At 74.6% G+C, this 14,890-nt stretch carries 13 protein-coding genes; 6 read left to right on the top strand and 7 right to left on the bottom strand.

Features of this window, described 5'->3' with window-relative positions:
* Nucleotides 1–82: 82 nt before the first annotated feature.
* Nucleotides 83–640, bottom strand: a complete 558-nt coding sequence (locus EDF20_RS06770) for an NUDIX hydrolase family protein (protein WP_123547605.1) — start codon at nucleotides 638–640, stop codon at nucleotides 83–85.
* Between the two features lie 101 nt (nucleotides 641–741).
* Here EDF20_RS06770 and EDF20_RS06765 point away from each other — a divergent pair, with 101 nt between their 5' ends.
* Together EDF20_RS06765 and EDF20_RS06760 are read left to right on the top strand one after the other, a co-directional pair.
* Complete coding sequence (locus tag EDF20_RS06765; protein ID WP_123547604.1) at nucleotides 742–1,443, top strand: alpha/beta hydrolase-fold protein; 702 nt, start codon at nucleotides 742–744, stop codon at nucleotides 1,441–1,443.
* A 102-nt stretch (nucleotides 1,444–1,545) separates the two neighbouring features.
* Entirely contained in the window at nucleotides 1,546–2,223 is a 678-nt protein-coding gene (locus EDF20_RS06760) for an SIMPL domain-containing protein (protein ID WP_133738183.1), read from the top strand.
* 15 nt (nucleotides 2,224–2,238) lie between these two features.
* On the opposite strand, the gene EDF20_RS06755 is transcribed toward EDF20_RS06760, so the two are convergent.
* Together EDF20_RS06755 and EDF20_RS06750 are read right to left on the bottom strand one after the other, a co-directional pair.
* Nucleotides 2,239–3,039 (bottom strand): SDR family oxidoreductase, encoded by an 801-nt coding sequence (locus tag EDF20_RS06755; RefSeq protein ID WP_208292599.1) that lies wholly within the window; start codon nucleotides 3,037–3,039, stop codon nucleotides 2,239–2,241.
* Nucleotides 3,040–3,205: 166 nt separating this feature from the next.
* The gene (locus EDF20_RS06750; protein WP_133738182.1) at nucleotides 3,206–4,354 is read right to left on the bottom strand and encodes a GNAT family N-acetyltransferase; all 1,149 of its coding nucleotides are present in this window, start codon (nucleotides 4,352–4,354) and stop codon (nucleotides 3,206–3,208) included.
* 177 nt (nucleotides 4,355–4,531) lie between these two features.
* Between EDF20_RS06750 and EDF20_RS06745 the strand changes: the two genes are divergently transcribed.
* Together EDF20_RS06745 and EDF20_RS06740 are read left to right on the top strand one after the other, a co-directional pair.
* Nucleotides 4,532–5,008 carry a DUF1810 domain-containing protein gene (locus tag EDF20_RS06745; protein ID WP_133738181.1) on the top strand — a complete coding sequence of 159 codons (477 nt, stop codon included), beginning with the start codon at nucleotides 4,532–4,534 and terminating at the stop codon, nucleotides 5,006–5,008.
* Between the two features lie 72 nt (nucleotides 5,009–5,080).
* Nucleotides 5,081–5,932, top strand: coding sequence for an SDR family NAD(P)-dependent oxidoreductase (locus tag EDF20_RS06740; protein WP_123547600.1), 852 nt, complete (start codon nucleotides 5,081–5,083; stop codon nucleotides 5,930–5,932).
* 255 nt (nucleotides 5,933–6,187) lie between these two features.
* Here the strand turns inward: EDF20_RS06740 and EDF20_RS06735 are convergent, their stop codons facing one another.
* Together EDF20_RS06735 and EDF20_RS06730 are read right to left on the bottom strand one after the other, a co-directional pair.
* A complete protein-coding gene (locus EDF20_RS06735; RefSeq protein WP_133738180.1) occupies nucleotides 6,188–7,081 on the bottom strand; it encodes an SDR family oxidoreductase in 894 nt (297 codons plus the stop codon).
* Nucleotides 7,082–7,268: 187 nt separating this feature from the next.
* Nucleotides 7,269–8,249 carry an aldo/keto reductase gene (locus tag EDF20_RS06730; protein WP_133738179.1) on the bottom strand — a complete coding sequence of 327 codons (981 nt, stop codon included), beginning with the start codon at nucleotides 8,247–8,249 and terminating at the stop codon, nucleotides 7,269–7,271.
* Between the two features lie 143 nt (nucleotides 8,250–8,392).
* On the opposite strand from EDF20_RS06730, the gene EDF20_RS06725 reads away from it, so the two are divergent.
* A complete protein-coding gene (locus tag EDF20_RS06725) occupies nucleotides 8,393–8,815 on the top strand; it encodes a hypothetical protein (RefSeq protein WP_123547597.1) in 423 nt (140 codons plus the stop codon).
* On the opposite strand, the gene EDF20_RS06720 is transcribed toward EDF20_RS06725, so the two are convergent.
* Both EDF20_RS06720 and EDF20_RS06715 read right to left on the bottom strand, forming a co-directional pair.
* Nucleotides 8,796–9,083, bottom strand: a complete 288-nt coding sequence (locus tag EDF20_RS06720) for a hypothetical protein (protein ID WP_133738178.1) — start codon at nucleotides 9,081–9,083, stop codon at nucleotides 8,796–8,798. The two genes, EDF20_RS06725 and EDF20_RS06720, sit on opposite strands and share 20 nt — an antisense overlap.
* Nucleotides 9,080–9,724 (bottom strand): NAD(P)H-dependent oxidoreductase, encoded by a 645-nt coding sequence (locus EDF20_RS06715; RefSeq protein ID WP_123547595.1) that lies wholly within the window; start codon nucleotides 9,722–9,724, stop codon nucleotides 9,080–9,082. Before EDF20_RS06715 ends, EDF20_RS06720 begins: the two co-directional genes overlap by 4 nt.
* A gap of 104 nt (nucleotides 9,725–9,828) precedes the next feature.
* Here EDF20_RS06715 and EDF20_RS06710 point away from each other — a divergent pair, with 104 nt between their 5' ends.
* Complete coding sequence (locus EDF20_RS06710; protein WP_133738177.1) at nucleotides 9,829–14,874, top strand: DEAD/DEAH box helicase; 5,046 nt, start codon at nucleotides 9,829–9,831, stop codon at nucleotides 14,872–14,874.
* Nucleotides 14,875–14,890: the final 16 nt, after the last annotated feature.

The raw sequence follows: 14,890 nt of genomic DNA, 5'->3' as shown, positions 1-14,890 counted from the left end.
ATGCCGACGGGCGCGCCACGCAGCGCGGGCGCGGGCGCGGGCGCGCCACGCAGCGCCATGCGGCGCGGCGCGGCGCGGCGCGCTACTGCAGCGCGCCGACCGAGGCGAGCGCGCTCCGCAGCAGCGCCCCGCGCCCGCCCTCCATCTCGCCGGCGACGTCGTCCGACGCGGCCTGGTGCGGCGTCAGCCAGGTGAGCTCGAGCGCGTCCTGGCGGGGGTCGCAGGTGCCGGTGACGGGCACCACGTAGGCGAGCGACACGGCGTGCTGGCGGGCGTCCGTGTAGACCGACGACCCCGGCAGCGGGAAGTACTCGGCGACCTGGAACGGCACCGGCGACGGCGGCAGCTGCGGGAACGCCATCGGCCCGAGGTCCTTCTCGAGGTGGCGGAACAGCGCCGTCCGCAGGCTCTCGCCGTACATCACGCGCCCCGAGACGAGCATCCGCGAGATCGACCCCTCCTCGGAGGCGCGCAGCAGCACCCCGACCTCGGTCACGACGCCCATGCCGTCGGTCCGCACCGGCACCGCCTCGACGTAGAGGATCGGCATGCGCTGCCGGATCGTGTACAGCTCCTCCTCGGACAGCCAGCCCGGGTTGGGGTCGCCGGGCGTGGGGTCGGGGGTCTGGACAGAGCTCATGGCCCCCTGTCTACTAGGCCTTCGTCACGGTCGGGTGACGAAACGCTCTCCGAGCCCCGAGGAGGCGCGCGTCCCGTCAGCCCGTCTGGCAGGGTCGAGGCATGGTCACGATCGATCCCGCCCTCGTCCGCTGGTCCGTCGAGGAGCCCGACCGGGCCGGGCGGCCGCTCGTCGTGCTGCTGCACGGCGTCGGCTCGCACGAGGGCGACCTGATCGGACTCGCCCCCTACCTGCCGCAGAACGTGGTGCTCGCGTCGCTGCGCGCCCCGATGCCGCACGGCGACGGCTTCTCCTGGTACCCGCTCAGCACGCCGGGCGCACCGTCCGCCGGCGCGGTGGACGACGCCGCGGAGGCCGTGCTCTCCTGGCTCGACTCGCTCGGCGACGCACACCCCTCGGTCAGCCTGCTCGGCTTCTCGCAGGGCGGCTCGTTGTCGCTGCAGCTGCTGCGCCACGCTCCTCGCCGCTTCGAGTTCGCCGCGGTGCTGGCGGGCTTCGTCGTGCCGACCGCGTCGGACGCCGACCCCGACACCGCGGCCGCGTCCGCCGCTCGTGACGAGGCCCTCGCCGAGGTCCGGCCGCCCGTCTTCTACGGTCGGGGCGACGTCGACTCGGTGATCCCGGTCGCCGCGGTCGAGCGCACCTCCGCCTGGCTCGAGACGCACGCCGACGCCGAGCAGACCGTCTACCCGGGCCTCGCCCACGGCGTCTCGCAGGAGGAGCTCGCCGACCTCGTCGCGTTCATGTCGCGGGTCACGGCTCCCGCCGTGCTCGACGGCGCGGACGAGGCGCCCGTAGCCTGAGGCACAGCCCGGCCCCGGAGGCCGAGCCCGGCCTGCCGAGCGGTGACCGCCGAGGAGGCGCGCCCCGCCCCGGCGGACCGCCCGCCCGCTCGAGGAGGCACCATGACCACCATCGCCGTCACCGGCTCCGTCGTCCACCGGCACCGTGCCGAGCGGGGTGTCGTGCACCTGTCGCTCGTCGCCGAGGGCACCGACCGCGAGGCCGTCGTCGCCGAGGCCGAGTCGCTGCACGCGCGGGTCTCCGAGCAGGCCACGGGGCACCGACGGCAGGGCGCCGCGACCTGGTGGAGCGCGCAGGACGTGACCGTGGGCCCCGTGGCCCCGCCGGTCCGCTGGGACGCGGACGGCACCTCCTCGACTCCCGACCCCGACCTGTCCGCCCGCTTCCGGGCGCGCTCGGTCGTCGTCGTGCGGTTCAGCGACTTCGCGGCGCTCTCTGCCTGGGTGTCCGAGCTGGCCCGGGTCGACGGCGTCTCGGTCGACGCGCTCGAGTGGTCGCTCGGCCACGACTCGCGGGCGGAGGCCGAGCGGGCGGCCCGCGTCGCCGCCGTGGCCGACGCTGTGACGCGAGCGGGCGACTACGCGGAAGCGCTCGGCCTGTCGCAGCCCGTGCTCGTCGCCGTCTTCGAGCCCGGACTGCGCCCCGGGGCGGCGGGCGGCGCGGCGACCTTCGGCCTCGCCCGCGCCGCGATGTCGCCCGCAGGAGGCGGTGGCGGCTTCGACCTCGCCCCCGCCGACATCGAGGTGCACGCCGAGATCAGCGCCGACTTCACGGCGTAGGACGCGAGTCCGCGGTCAGACGCGCCGCCACCCGTCGCCCACCAGGTGCGACCCGCCCTGTGGCCCCATCTGCAGCATCCCCCCGTCGACGGCCCAGGAGGCGCCCGTCACGTACCCGGCCGCGGGCGACGCGAGGAACGCGATCACCGCCGCGACCTCGCGCGCGTCACCGGGACGACCGAGCGGAACGCCGGGCCGGTCGACCGTCGTGGGGTCGACGTCGGCCTGCCCGGTCATCGGGGTCGCGATCTCGCCGGGCGCGACCGCGTTGACGGTGATGCCGTCCCGGCCGAGCTCGAGCGCCATCGTCTTGAGCAACCCGCCGAGCCCGTGCTTCGCGGCGTCGTAGGCGCCCGAGCCGACCCGCGGCTGGTGCTCGTGCACGCTCGTCACGCCGATGATGCGCCCGCCGGTGCCCGCTGCGACCATCCGCCGGGCGGCGCGCTGCAGGCAGACGAACGCGGCGTCGAGGTCGACCGTGACGACCCGCCGCCACTCCTCGAGCGAGAGGTCCACGACCGGGACGGACGACCCCGTGCCCGCGTTGTTCACGAACACGTCGAGGCCGCCGAGCCGCTCGGCCAGGTCGTCCACGACGTCCCCGCAGCTCTCGAGCTGCCCTAGGTCGAGGTGCGCGACGTGGGCGGTGCGCCCACGGGAACGCACCTCCTCGGCGGTCGCCTCCGCCCCCGCCTGGTCGTCGAGCCAGGTCACGCCGACGTCGAGGCCCGCCTCGGCGAGGGCGACCGCGGTCGCCCGGCCGATCCCGGACTCGGAGCCCGTGACGACAGCGGTGCGGGGCAGGAAGGGACTCACGGCGGGGACCTCTCGACATCGACGGCGGCGGGCGGGGCAGACGGACGGACGGACGTGAACGTCCAGGGAGTCGACGACCGGCGGGGAGCTGCCCTCCCCACCGGTCGTGCTCGACGGTAGCCGGGCACGTCGGACGCGGTCAGGGCCTTGACACGAGGTCGCGGCGTCACAGCTTCTTGCTCCACGCCCCCTCGTGCTCGAACGGCACGAAGCCCACGGCCTCGTTGACGTCGAGCATCGGCCGGTTCTCCTCCGCGTTGAAGGTGAACACCGCGGGGTGCCCGGGACGCTCGGCGAGCAGCAGGTCCGTCGTGGCGACCTTGAGCAGCCAGCCGAGCCGGTGACCTCGGTGCTCGCGCAGCACGAGGGTGTCCTGCTGGAACGCCGGTCGCGCGCGGTCGGCCGGCGCCTCGACCTGGCTGAACCCGACGAGCCGGCCGGAGGCGACGTGCTCGACCACCGCCGTGAAGCGGGTGCGCGGACCGGAGAGCGAGCGCTCCTCCTCGTCGCGCCAGCGCTCGGCGGTCCAGACGTCCTCGGGCTCGTCGAGGCCGCCGGCGGGGGCGTCCGTGCTCATCCGCGTCTCGAGCGCGGCGAGGTCGTCGACCCAGCGCTCGGGCGAACGGCCGACCCACGTGTGCAGGCGGTAGGCGTCGCCCGCGGCCGACCGAGCCCGCTCGCGGACCGTGCCGAGCGCCTCCTCGTCCGGGGGCAGCTGCAGCCGGCTGCAGCGCATCACCTGGCCGAGCTCCCAGCCCCGGGCCAGCAGGAAGCGCACCTCGTCGTTCTCCCGTGGCACCGACCCGGCGCCGGTGGGAGGAAGGAGGCGCGGCTCGCCCTCGCCCCGGGAGCGCACGTAGGCGATCACCTGGGTCCGCCCCTCGGCGCGGGCGAGCTGCTCGAGGTGCTCGGCCAGCAGCGTGCCGTGGCCGCGGCGACGGGCCTCGGGCAGCACCGACACGTCGAGCCAGGCGGTCGTCGCCGCGTCGCCCTCGCGTCGCGTCTCGTACCAGCCGACCGCGACGAGACGGCCCTGCTCCCGCACGCCGAAGAGCCGGTGGTCGCTGTGCACCTCGTCGAGCAGGTGGGGGAGCTGCTCGTCGGGCTCCCATGAGAGCTCGTCGGAGCCGATCGCGGCGCGGCGGACGGCGTTCTCGAGGTCGACGGCGGCGACGTAGTCGGCAGCGGCGGCGTCGGGCACGTCGGCGGCGTCGGGCGACACGGACGCGGGGAAGGGGATCTGCTCGACGACGACGACGGCGTGCGTCGGCGTCTCGACGGCGGGCTCGTGGCCGGGCTCGGCGGTGGAGGTCATCGTGGTCTCTCGGGCCGCGGAGGCGTGCGGCGGGGACGCGCCGCCCGGTCCGGGCAGCCGACCAGACTAGCTCGTGCGGCGACGGCTCCGCCAGCCCCTGGAGGGTCGCGGGCTCGCAGGGGCGACGACGGGCCCCGTGTCGGACGCACCTCCCGTCGACGGGCGTAGACCGGGACGATGACCGACGACGACCTGCTCTCGTGCCACGACCTCGACCGTTTCGTCGACGCCCAGGAGGCGGACGGCACGTACGACCACGCGCTGCGGGAGCTGCGCGCCGGGCGCAAGCGCGGCCACTGGATGTGGTTCGTGTTCCCGCAGGTGGCGGGGCTGGGCACCAGCGCGACCTCGCAGCACTTCGCCCTCGAGACGGTCGGCGCCGCCCGGGCGTTCCTCGCGCACCCGGTGCTCGGCCCGCGCCTCCTCGACTGCGTCGACGCCCTGCTCGAGCTGCCCGACGGGACGGTCGACGGTGTGCGCGACGGCGCTGTCGGGCCCTCCGCCGTCGACGTGCTCGGCGAGGTCGACGCGATGAAGCTGCACTCGTCGCTGACGCTCTTCGCCCAGGCGGACCCCTCCGAGGAGCGCTTCGCCCGTGCGCTCGGGCGGTTCTTCGACGGGACGCTCGACCCGGCGACGCTCGAGCGGCTCTGAGCCGCCGCACCCGTCTCGAGCTCGCTGCCGCCCGCCCAGGCCGCGCCGCACCTCCGTGGGTACGCTCGGTCGATGAGCATCGTCATCGCCGGCTGCGGCGACCTGGGCACCGAGACCGGCCTGCGGTTCGCCGCCGCGGGGCACCGCGTGGTGGGCCTGCGCCGTCGGCCCGAGGTGCTGCCCGAGCAGCTCGAGGGCCGCGCCGTCGACCTGCGCACCGAGGTTCCCGTGATCGACGACGACGCGACGGTCGTCGTGGTCGCCCTCGCCGCGGGCAGTCGCGACCCGGACGAGTACCGGGCCACGTACGTCGACGGGCTGGCGCACGTGCTCGACGGGATCGAGCGCTCGGCGGCCGACCCGCGCCTCCTCGTGGTCTCGTCGACCGCGGTGTACGACGTCGAGGACGGCGGGCTCGTCACCGAGGAGACCCCCGCGACCGGCGGCACCCCGACGGCCGCGGTGCTGGTCGAGGCGGAGGCGCTGCTGCGCGACCGCGCACCGCACGCGACCCTGGTGCGGCTCTCGGGCATCTACGGTCCGGGGCGCGAACGCCTGATCGAGCAGGTGCGCGGCGGGTCGGCGACCCTGGCTGAGACGCCCGGCACGTCGCCGCACACCAACCGGATCCACCGGGACGACGCCGCCGCCGCGCTCGTCCACCTCGCCGGGCTCGCGATGGTGGGACCGGTCTACCTCGGCACCGACGACGAGCCGGCGCGGCTCGACGACGTCCTGGTCTTCCTGGCCGCGGAGCTGGGCGTCCCTGCTCCGCAGCCCGCACCTCCTGCGGGGCGTCAGGCGGGCGGCGACAAGCGGCTGTCGAACGGGCTGCTGCGCGGGACGGGCTTCACGTTCGCCTACCCGACGTTCCGCGAGGGGTATCGGGCCGTGCTCGCGGGCGAGGGCACGCGCTGGGCGTAGTCCCGCGGCGATGCTCGGGCTCGGGTTCGGGTTCGGGCTCGGGCTCGGACCTGCACCCGCACCCGGACCCGGACCCGGACCCGCATCCGGATCACTCTCGAATGTGAGAGCGTTCCTGCGTCGGGGGCCGCAAGGAGGCGGCAACGCGGTCGCGCGGAGGAGGATCCGTCTCGCATCGCGGGACGAGCCCCCGAACGACCGACGGCCCGCCCCGCAGCTGCAGGACGGACCGTCGACGACCGCAGGAGGCGCGGCTCAGTGGATCGGCGTGCCGCCGGTGACCGCGATGGTCTCGCCGCTGATGTAGCTGGACTCCTGGCTCGCGAGGAACACGAACGACGGGGCCAGCTCGACGGGCTGTCCGGGACGGCCGTAGGCGGCCTCAGACCCGAACGTCTCGATCTTCTCGTTCGGCACGAACGCGGGCTGCAGCGGGGTCCAGACGGGGCCGGGGGCGACGCCGTTGACCCGGATGCCGCGCTCGGCGAGCTGCTGGGCCATGGCACGGGTCCAGTTGGCGATGCCGGCCTTCGAGACGGCGTACTCGGCCAGCGAGGGCGACGGCTGGAATCCCTGGATCGACGAGCACGTGAGGATCGACGCACCCGGCTCCAGGTGCGGCGACGCCGCCTTGGTCAGCCAGAACAGCGGGTAGATGTTGGCCTTCAGGACGTGGTCGAGCGTCTTCGTCTCGAAGTCGTCGATGCTGTCGACGGTCGGCATGACCCCGGCGATGATCGCGAGGATGTCGAGCCCGCCGAGCTCCGCGACCGTCTTCTCGACGACCTCGGCGTTGGTCTGCTCGTCCTGGAGGTCGCCGGGCAGCAGCACCGCGGTGCGTCCGGCGTCGCGGACGAGCTGGGCGACCTCCTCGGCCTGGGCCTGCTCCTCGGGGAGGTAGCTGAGCGCGACGTCGGCGCCCTCACGGGCGTAGGCGATGGCGGTCGCACGGCCGATGCCGCTGTCGGCGCCGGTGACGAGCGCCTTGCGGCCAGCCAGACGGCCGCTGCCGACGTAGCTGGTCTCGCCGTGGTCGGGCTCGGGCTTCATCGCGTGGACGTCCCCGGGCGCGGACTGCTGCTGCGGCTCGAAGGGAGGCTGCGGGTACTGCTCGACGGGGTTCTGGGGCGTGTACATGTTGTCGGCCATGACCCCGGTCTACGCCCGCGCGGCTGCCCGGCTGGTCAGGTCGCTGTACCCCGGCCCGAGCACGGCCGGGCCCGACCGCGACCCGGCCGGGCCCGCACGAGCCCGACGGCGGCCCGGCCGGGCGCACGAGAGGCCCGAGATCGACGTCGGCGTGTGCGCCGCGGTCGATCTCGGGCCTCTCACCAGGTCACCAGCGGGGGTGGACCGCAGCGCGGAAGTACTCGTCGTAGATGCGGACGACCTCGGAGTCGAGGCCCTCCTCGAGCTCGACGTCGCCGGCCGCCGCGTTGGCCTTCGCCTGCTCGACGTTGCGCGCCCCCGGGATGACGGTGCTGACGCCCGGCTGGTCGACGATCCAGGCGAGCGCCGCCTGGGGCACGGTGACGCCGTCGGGCACGGCCGCCGCGAACTCCTGCGCGGCGCGGACGCCCTGCTCGAAATCGACGCCGCTGAAGGTCTCGCCCTGGTCGAAGGCCTCGCCGTGACGGTTGAAGGTGCGGTGGTCGTTCTCGGCGAACGTCGTCTCGGCCGTGTACTTGCCCGAGAGCAGCCCGCTGGCGAGCGGCACGCGGGCGATGATGCCGACCCCGGCACGCAGAGCCGCGGGGAGGACCTCGTCGAGCGGCTTGAGCCGGAACGCGTTGAGGATGATCTGGACGGTCGCGACGCCGGGGCGGGCGATCGCGGTCAGCGCCTGCTGCGCCTCCTCGACGGACACCCCGTAGGAGGCGATGGCCCCGTTCTGCACGAGCTCGTCGAGCGCGTCGTACACGGCGTCGTCGTCGTACACGGCGGACGGCGGGCAGTGCAGCTGGACCAGGTCGAGGGTGTCGACGCCGAGGTTGCGACGCGAGCGGTCGGTCCAGGCGATGAAGTTCTCGCGCACGTAGTTGGACGGCACCTGGTCGAGGCGTCGGCCCATCTTGGTGGCGACGGTCAGCGGGAGGTCGGGGTTCGCCGCGCGGAACGTGCTGATGACCTTCTCGCTGCGGCCGTCGCCGTAGACGTCGGCGGTGTCGAAGAAGGTGACGCCCGACTCGACGGAGGCGCCGAGCACCTCGAGCGCGTCGCTCTCGCTGACGTCGCCCCAGTCGGCGCCGAGCTGCCAGGTGCCGAGGCCGATGACGGATACTTCGCGGCCGGTGCGGCCCAGGGTGCGACTGTGCATGGTCCGACCCTAGGCGCTGCCGCCGACAGCGGGGCCGGCGGCGTGCCCGGTCGCCGCCCCGGGCTCCTCCCCCGCGAGGGGGTTGGCGCCCGGCCCGCGAGACCGCCATCCTGGGACCTCACCCCGATCGTCGAGAGGCCCTCATGTCGAGCGAGCTCGTCCCCGTCCCGCCCCGCCGGCCCGCGCCTCCCCGTGCGCTCGTCCAGTACGGCGACATCACCCTCACCGAGCACGAGCTCGTGACCCCGTCGGGCACGCGTCCGCTCGCGGGCACGCAGCTCTTCGTCCAGGACATGTCGCGGACCGACCGCTACACGCCGGGCTGGGCGATCGCCCTCGGCGTCGTGCTGCTCGTGCTGTTCTTCTGGACGATCATCGGCCTGGGGGCGATCGCGTTCTTCTTCGTCAAGGCGGACCGCCGCTCGGGCTTCGTCCAGTTCACCGCGACGAACGGCTCGTTCACCCACCAGAGCTTCGAGCCCGCGCTGCCCGACGGCCAGGCCCAGCTGTTCGAGGCCCAGTCGCGCCTCAACTACGGTCGCGGGCTCATCGCCCGGGTCGCCTGAGGCGGGAGCCGGCCCGCGAACTGGGCCGGTCCGGGCTGGTCCGGTCCGGGCTGCGCCGGGCCACGCTGCGCCGGGCCACGCTGCGGACGAACGCGTACGCGATCGCGACGAGCACGAAGGCGGCGAGCAACAGCAGGCCGCCCACGCCGGGGCTGCCCTTGGCGAGCGTCACGACGCCGACGACGGCGAGCACCGCCGAGAGGTAGCCGAGCACCCGGGCCGCGACGATCTGCGCGCGGCGACCGAGGCGGCCGGCACGGCCGCTCACCCGAGGCGGCGCGCGGCGTCGGCGGCCGCCGCGAGCGCCTCGGCGAGCTCGCGCTCGGCTCGCTCGCGCGCCCCGTCGGGCATCGCGATCTGTCCGCTCAGCGTGAGGTTCACCGCGATCACCTCGACGACCATGCCGAGCGTCGCCCCCAGGATCTGCTCGAGGACCGGCACCGCGTGGTCCCAGCCCTCGGTCGGCGAGCCGACGTCGTACGAGCCGCCCCGGCTGGTCGCGATCAGCAGCGGACGGCCGAGCATCGGCTGCTGGTCGTCGCCGTCGAAGGGCGCGGTGACCCCGGGCAGGTGCACGTTGTCGAGCCAGGCCTTGAGCGTCGACGGCACCGTGTAGTTGTAGAGAGGGGCGCCGACGACGACCACGTCGGCGGCCGTCAGCTCGGCGATCAGCTCGGCCTGGAGGGCCTCGGCGGCAGGGTCGGGGGCGGCGCCGGGGAGCCGCAGCCGCGCGGGCCAGTGCAGGGCCGGGTCGCTGAGGTGCGGCGGCTGGTCGACGTGCAGGTCGCGGCGCGTCACCGTGTGGTCGTCGCCGAGCGACCGCCAGGCGTCGGCGAAGGAGGCGGTGATGGCGCGCGACCGGCTGGTCGCCGTGTCGGCGGACGAGTCGAGGTGCAGCAGGTTCGGCATGCGCCCACCGTAGCGGCGGCCCCCGACGTCCGGGGCCCGGGCAGCCGCCGTCGTGCCGCGCTCTCGGCGCAGTGTCGGTGGTCCGGAGCAGGATGGTCCTCACGATGACCGACATCCTCGAGCGCTTCTCCCCCGCGACCCGCGAGTGGTTCCGGGGCGCCTTTGCGGCGCCCACCCTCGCGCAGCAGGGGGCGTGGCAGGCCATCAGCGAGGGCGACGACGCCCTCGTCATCGCGCCGACCGGCTCGGGCAAGACCCTCGCGTCGTTCCTCTGGTCGATCGACACGCTCGCGAGCGGGCCGCCGCCCGAGGTGAGAGAACACCGCACACGGGTCCTCTACATCTCGCCGCTCAAGGCCCTCGGCGTCGACGTCGAGCGCAACCTCCGCTCGCCCCTCGTCGGCATCACCCAGACGGCTCGCCGGCTCGGCATCGACGCACCCGAGCTCACCGTCGGGGTGCGGTCGGGCGACACGTCGTCCGGCGACCGCCGCCTCCTGCAGCGCACCCCGCCCGACATCCTCATCACCACTCCCGAGTCGCTCTACCTGATGCTCACCTCGGCAGCCCGCGAGAACCTCAAGGGCGTGCACACCGTCATCGTCGACGAGGTGCACGCCGTCGCCGCCACGAAGCGCGGCGCCCACCTCGCCCTGTCGCTCGAGCGGCTCGACGCGCTGCTCGAGAAGCCCGCGCAGCGCATCGGGTTGTCGGCGACGGTGCGCCCGCCGACCGAGGTGGCCCGGTTCCTCTCCGGCCGCAAGCCCGTCACGATCGTCAACCCACGGTCGGAGAAGACCTTCGACCTGCGCGTCGTCGTGCCCGTCGACGACATGACCGAGCTGGGCACGGCCGCGCCGCTCGAGGGCTCCGCCGCGGGCAGTGCTCCGCAGGGCTCTATCTGGCCCCACGTCGAGGAGGGGATCGTCGACCTGATCCTCGACCACCGCTCGACGATCGTCTTCTCGAACTCGCGTCGGCTGGCCGAGCGGCTCACCGCGCGCCTCAACGACATCTACCTCGAGCGCACGGGCGCCGACGTCGAGACCCGGGCCGCCGCGCTGCAGGCCGCCGAGGAGGCGCGAGGCGAGCTGGTGCCCGCCGGCGCCGTCCCCGAGGTCGCGGCCGGCGCCTCCGGCAGCTCCGACGCCTCGGTCTCGTCCACCGCGGTCGATCCCTTCGCGCCGTCCGCAGCCACGGTGGCGACCCGCAACCCCATGGTGGGAGGCGGCGCACCGGCCCAGCTGATCGGCGGCAGCGGGCAGACCCAGGGCAGCGAGCCGCTGCTCGCGCGCGCGCACCACGGCTCCGTCTCGAAAGACCAGCGAGCGATCATCGAGGACGACCTGAAGAGCGGACGCCTCCGCTGCGTCGTCGCGACCAGCTCGCTCGAGCTCGGCATCGACATGGGTGCGGTCGACCTCGTCGTCCAGGTCGAGTCGCCGCCGTCGGTCGCCAGCGGCCTGCAGCGCGTCGGGCGGGCCGGGCACCAGGTCGGCGAGATCAGCCGGGGCGTGATGTTCCCCAAGCACCGGGCCGACCTGATCCACTCGGCCGTCGCCGCCGAGCGGATGGTGGCGGGCCTGATCGAAGAGCTGCGCGTGCCGACGAACCCGCTCGACGTGCTCGCCCAGCAGACCGTCGCGGCCGTCGCCCTCGACGAGATCGACGCCGACGAGTGGTTCGAGACCGTGCGCCGCAGCGCCCCGTTCGCGACCCTGCCCCGCTCGGCCTACGACGCGACGCTCGACCTGCTGAGCGGCAAGTACCCCTCCGACGAGTTCGCCGAACTGCGGCCCCGCATCGTCTGGGACCGCGTGCACGGCACGCTCACCGGTCGACCCGGCGCCCAGCGGCTCGCGGTCACGAGCGGCGGCACCATCCCCGACCGCGGCCTGTTCGGCGTCTTCATGGTCGGCGAGAAGGCCGCCCGCGTCGGCGAGCTCGACGAAGAGATGGTGTACGAGTCCCGGGTCGGCGACGTCTTCGCCCTCGGCGCGACGAGCTGGCGCATCGAGGACATCACGCACGACCGCGTGCTCGTCTCCCCTGCCTACGGGCAGCCGGGTCGCGTCCCCTTCTGGAAGGGCGACGGGATCGGCCGTCCGGCCGAGCTGGGCCGTGCGATCGGGGGCTACATCCGTGAGCTCGCCAGCTCGTCGACCGACGACGCCACCCGGCGGGTCACGCAGGGCGGGCTCGACGAGCGCGCGGCCCGCAACCTGTTGGCCTTCGTCACCGAGCAGCGCGAGGCGACCGGACACGTGCCGTCCGACACGACCCTCGTCGTCGAGCGCTTCCGGGACGAGCTCGGCGACTGGCGGCTCGTCCTCCACTCCCCCTACGGCATGCAGGTGCACGCGCCGTGGGCCCTCGCGATCTCGGCCCGCATCCGCGACCAGCTCGGCGTCGACGGCGGCGCGATGGCGGCCGACGACGGGATCGTCGTGCGCATCCCCGACACCGACGCCGAGCCTCCCGGGGCCGAGCTCTTCCGGTTCGAGGGCGACGACCTCGACGCGATCGTGACGGAGGAGGTGGGCGGTTCCGCCCTGTTCTCCTCCCGCTTCCGCGAGTGCGCGGCCCGCGCGTTGTTGTTGCCCCGGTACAACCCCGGCCGTCGCTCGCCGCTCTGGCAGCAGCGCCAGCGGGCCTCGCAGCTGCTCGACGTGGCACGCAAGTACCCGCAGTTCCCGATCGTGCTCGAGGCCGTGCGCGAGGTCCTGCAGGACGTCTACGACCTGCCGGCCCTGATGAGCCTCACCCGCGAGCTCGAGACCCGCGCCGTGCGCGTCGTCGAGGTCGAGACCGAGGTGCCCTCGCCCTTCGCCCGGTCGCTGCTCTTCGGCTACGTCGCCGCGTTCATGTACGAGGGCGACTCGCCGCTGGCCGAGCGGCGCGCGGCCGCCCTCTCGCTCGACTCGACCCTGCTGCAAGAGCTGCTGGGCCGGGCCGAGCTCCGCGAGCTGCTCGACGCCGACGTCATCGACCAGCACGAGCTCGAGCTGCAGCGCCTGGCTCCCGACCGCCGCGCCCGCGACATCGAGGGCGTCGTCGACCTGCTGCGCCTGCTCGGGCCGCTGACCACCTCCGAGATCGTCGACCGGAGCTGGCTGGCGACGACGGCCGGCAGCGCGGCGACCAGCACGGCCGAGGGCGAGGCCGAGACCGGGGGCGCAGCGGGCGCAGCGGGAGCAGATGCGAGCGCCCCGGCGGGCGACGCCGTGGCTGCCTCGTCCGGAGAAGCGGCCGAGGGGCGCACCAGGCTCGAGACAGCCCTGTCAGACCTCGTCCGCTCGAACCGCGTGCTGCGCTTCATCCACGGCGGCACCGAGCGCTGGGCCGGCATCGAGGACGCGTCGCGACTGCGCGACGCCCTCGGCGTCGCCCTGCCGATCGGCGTGCCCACGGCGTTCGTCGAGCCGGTCGACGATCCGCTCGGCGACCTCGTCGGTCGCTTCGCGCGCACCCACGCCCCGTTCACGCCGCAGATGGTCGCCGACCGGCTCGGGCTCGGGACGGCCGTCGTGCTCGACACCCTGCGCAAGCTCGGGGTGCAGCGGCGGGTCGTCGAGGGCGAGTTCCGACCCCAGCAGCAGGGCAGCGAGTGGTGCGACTCCGAGGTGCTCAAGCGGCTCCGCAGCAGGTCGCTCGCGGCGCTGCGGCACGAGGTCGAGCCGGTCGCGCCCGACACGCTCGGCCGGTTCCTCCCGGCCTGGCAGCACGTCGCCACCGGCACCAAGGGCTCGGGGCTGCGCGGGCTCGACGGCGTGGTGCAGGTCGTCGACCAGCTCAGCGGGGTCGCGTTGCCTGCCTCCGCGTGGGAGACGCTGATCCTGCCCTCGCGCGTCACCGACTACGGCCCCGGCATGCTCGACGAGCTGACGGCGACCGGCGAGGTCATCTGGTCGGGCTCGGGCAGCCTGGCCGGGAACGACGGCTGGGTCAGCCTGCACCTCGCGGACGGTGCGCAGGTGACGTTGCCCGAGCCGCTCGGCACCGACACCGACGAGCTGCAGCGCGAGGTGCTCGGCGCGCTGGCCGGCGGCGGGGCGTACTTCTTCCGGCAGCTCTCGGACGCCGTGGGCAGCACCGACGACGCGGCGCTCGTCACCGCGATCTGGGACCTCGTCTGGGCCGGCCAGATCACCAACGACACGTTCGCGCCGCTGCGCACCCAGGTGAGCGGCAAGGCGTCCCGTCCCCGCACGCCGACCAGGTCGCGGTCGTCGTACCGCAGCCGAGGTCGTGTGACGATGCCGCGTCAGGCCGGGCCCCCGACGGTCGGCGGCCGCTGGTCGCTGCTGCCCCTGGCCGAGCCCGACGCCACCGTGCGCGCCGCGGCACAAGCCGAGATCCTGCTCGAACGACACGGCGTCGTGACGCGCGGGGCCGTCATGAACGAGGGCGTGCGAGGCGGCTTCTCGACCGTCTACAAGGTGCTGAGCGGCTTCGAGGAGACGGGCCGGGCCCGCCGTGGCTACTTCGTCGAGGGTCTGGGCGCCGCCCAGTTCGCGACCGGGCCGACGGTCGACCGGCTGCGGTCGTTCGTCCGCGACGAGACCGACCGCCGCGACGACGACGCCCTCGCGTCGGCCGGGCGCGGGCGCGAGATCCCCGTCGTGACCCTGGCCGCGACCGATCCCGCGAACCCCTACGGAGCCGCCCTGCCCTGGCCCGGGCAACCCGCCGCGGCCGAGGGCGCCGCCGGCGTCGTGGCCGCGGCGGCGGGGCTGACCCGTCCCGACGCAGCAGGCACCGCCCCGGATCGGCCGACCACCGGCACCGGCGCGAGCACGAGCACGGGCACCGGCACGGGCACGGGCACGGGGTCGGGCACGGGTACCGGCACGTCGAAGAAGACCGGGCACCGTCCGGGCCGCAAGGCCGGCTCGCTCGTCGTGCTCGTGGACGGACGCCTCACCGTCTACGTCGAGCGCGGCGGCAAGACGCTGCTCACGTTCGGCGAGCCCGACGACCGCGAGCTCGCGCTGGCCGCCGGCTCGCTCGCCTCGGTCGTGCGGACGAGGCTGGGCAAGCTCGCGGTCGAGCGCGTCGACGGAGAGTTCGTCCTCGGCACCCGTCTCGGCGACGCCCTGCGCGACGCCGGCTTCGCCCCGACCCCGAGCGGGATCCGGCTGCGGTCGTAGACCGCGCCCGGCCGTC

This window comes from Frigoribacterium sp. PhB116 (assembly GCF_004364285.1).
Taxonomy (GTDB): domain Bacteria; phylum Actinomycetota; class Actinomycetes; order Actinomycetales; family Microbacteriaceae; genus Frigoribacterium.
The sequence above is the reverse complement of the archived record's forward strand: the minus strand, read 5'-3'. Positions and strand labels throughout refer to the sequence as shown.

Bases quoted from the DNA above. Each gene is read 5' to 3' on its own strand.
- EDF20_RS06770 (WP_123547605.1), bottom strand. From the start codon at position 640: ATGAGCTCTGTCCAGACCCCCGACCCCACGCCCGGCGACCCCAACCCG.
- EDF20_RS06765 (WP_123547604.1), top strand. From the start codon at position 742: ATGGTCACGATCGATCCCGCCCTCGTCCGCTGGTCCGTCGAGGAGCCC.
- EDF20_RS06760 (WP_133738183.1), top strand. From the start codon at position 1,546: ATGACCACCATCGCCGTCACCGGCTCCGTCGTCCACCGGCACCGTGCC.
- EDF20_RS06750 (WP_133738182.1), bottom strand. From the start codon at position 4,354: ATGACCTCCACCGCCGAGCCCGGCCACGAGCCCGCCGTCGAGACGCCG.
- EDF20_RS06745 (WP_133738181.1), top strand. From the start codon at position 4,532: ATGACCGACGACGACCTGCTCTCGTGCCACGACCTCGACCGTTTCGTC.
- EDF20_RS06740 (WP_123547600.1), top strand. From the start codon at position 5,081: ATGAGCATCGTCATCGCCGGCTGCGGCGACCTGGGCACCGAGACCGGC.
- EDF20_RS06735 (WP_133738180.1), bottom strand. From the start codon at position 7,081: ATGGCCGACAACATGTACACGCCCCAGAACCCCGTCGAGCAGTACCCG.
- EDF20_RS06730 (WP_133738179.1), bottom strand. From the start codon at position 8,249: ATGCACAGTCGCACCCTGGGCCGCACCGGCCGCGAAGTATCCGTCATC.
- EDF20_RS06725 (WP_123547597.1), top strand. From the start codon at position 8,393: ATGTCGAGCGAGCTCGTCCCCGTCCCGCCCCGCCGGCCCGCGCCTCCC.
- EDF20_RS06715 (WP_123547595.1), bottom strand. From the start codon at position 9,724: ATGCCGAACCTGCTGCACCTCGACTCGTCCGCCGACACGGCGACCAGC.
- EDF20_RS06710 (WP_133738177.1), top strand. From the start codon at position 9,829: ATGACCGACATCCTCGAGCGCTTCTCCCCCGCGACCCGCGAGTGGTTC.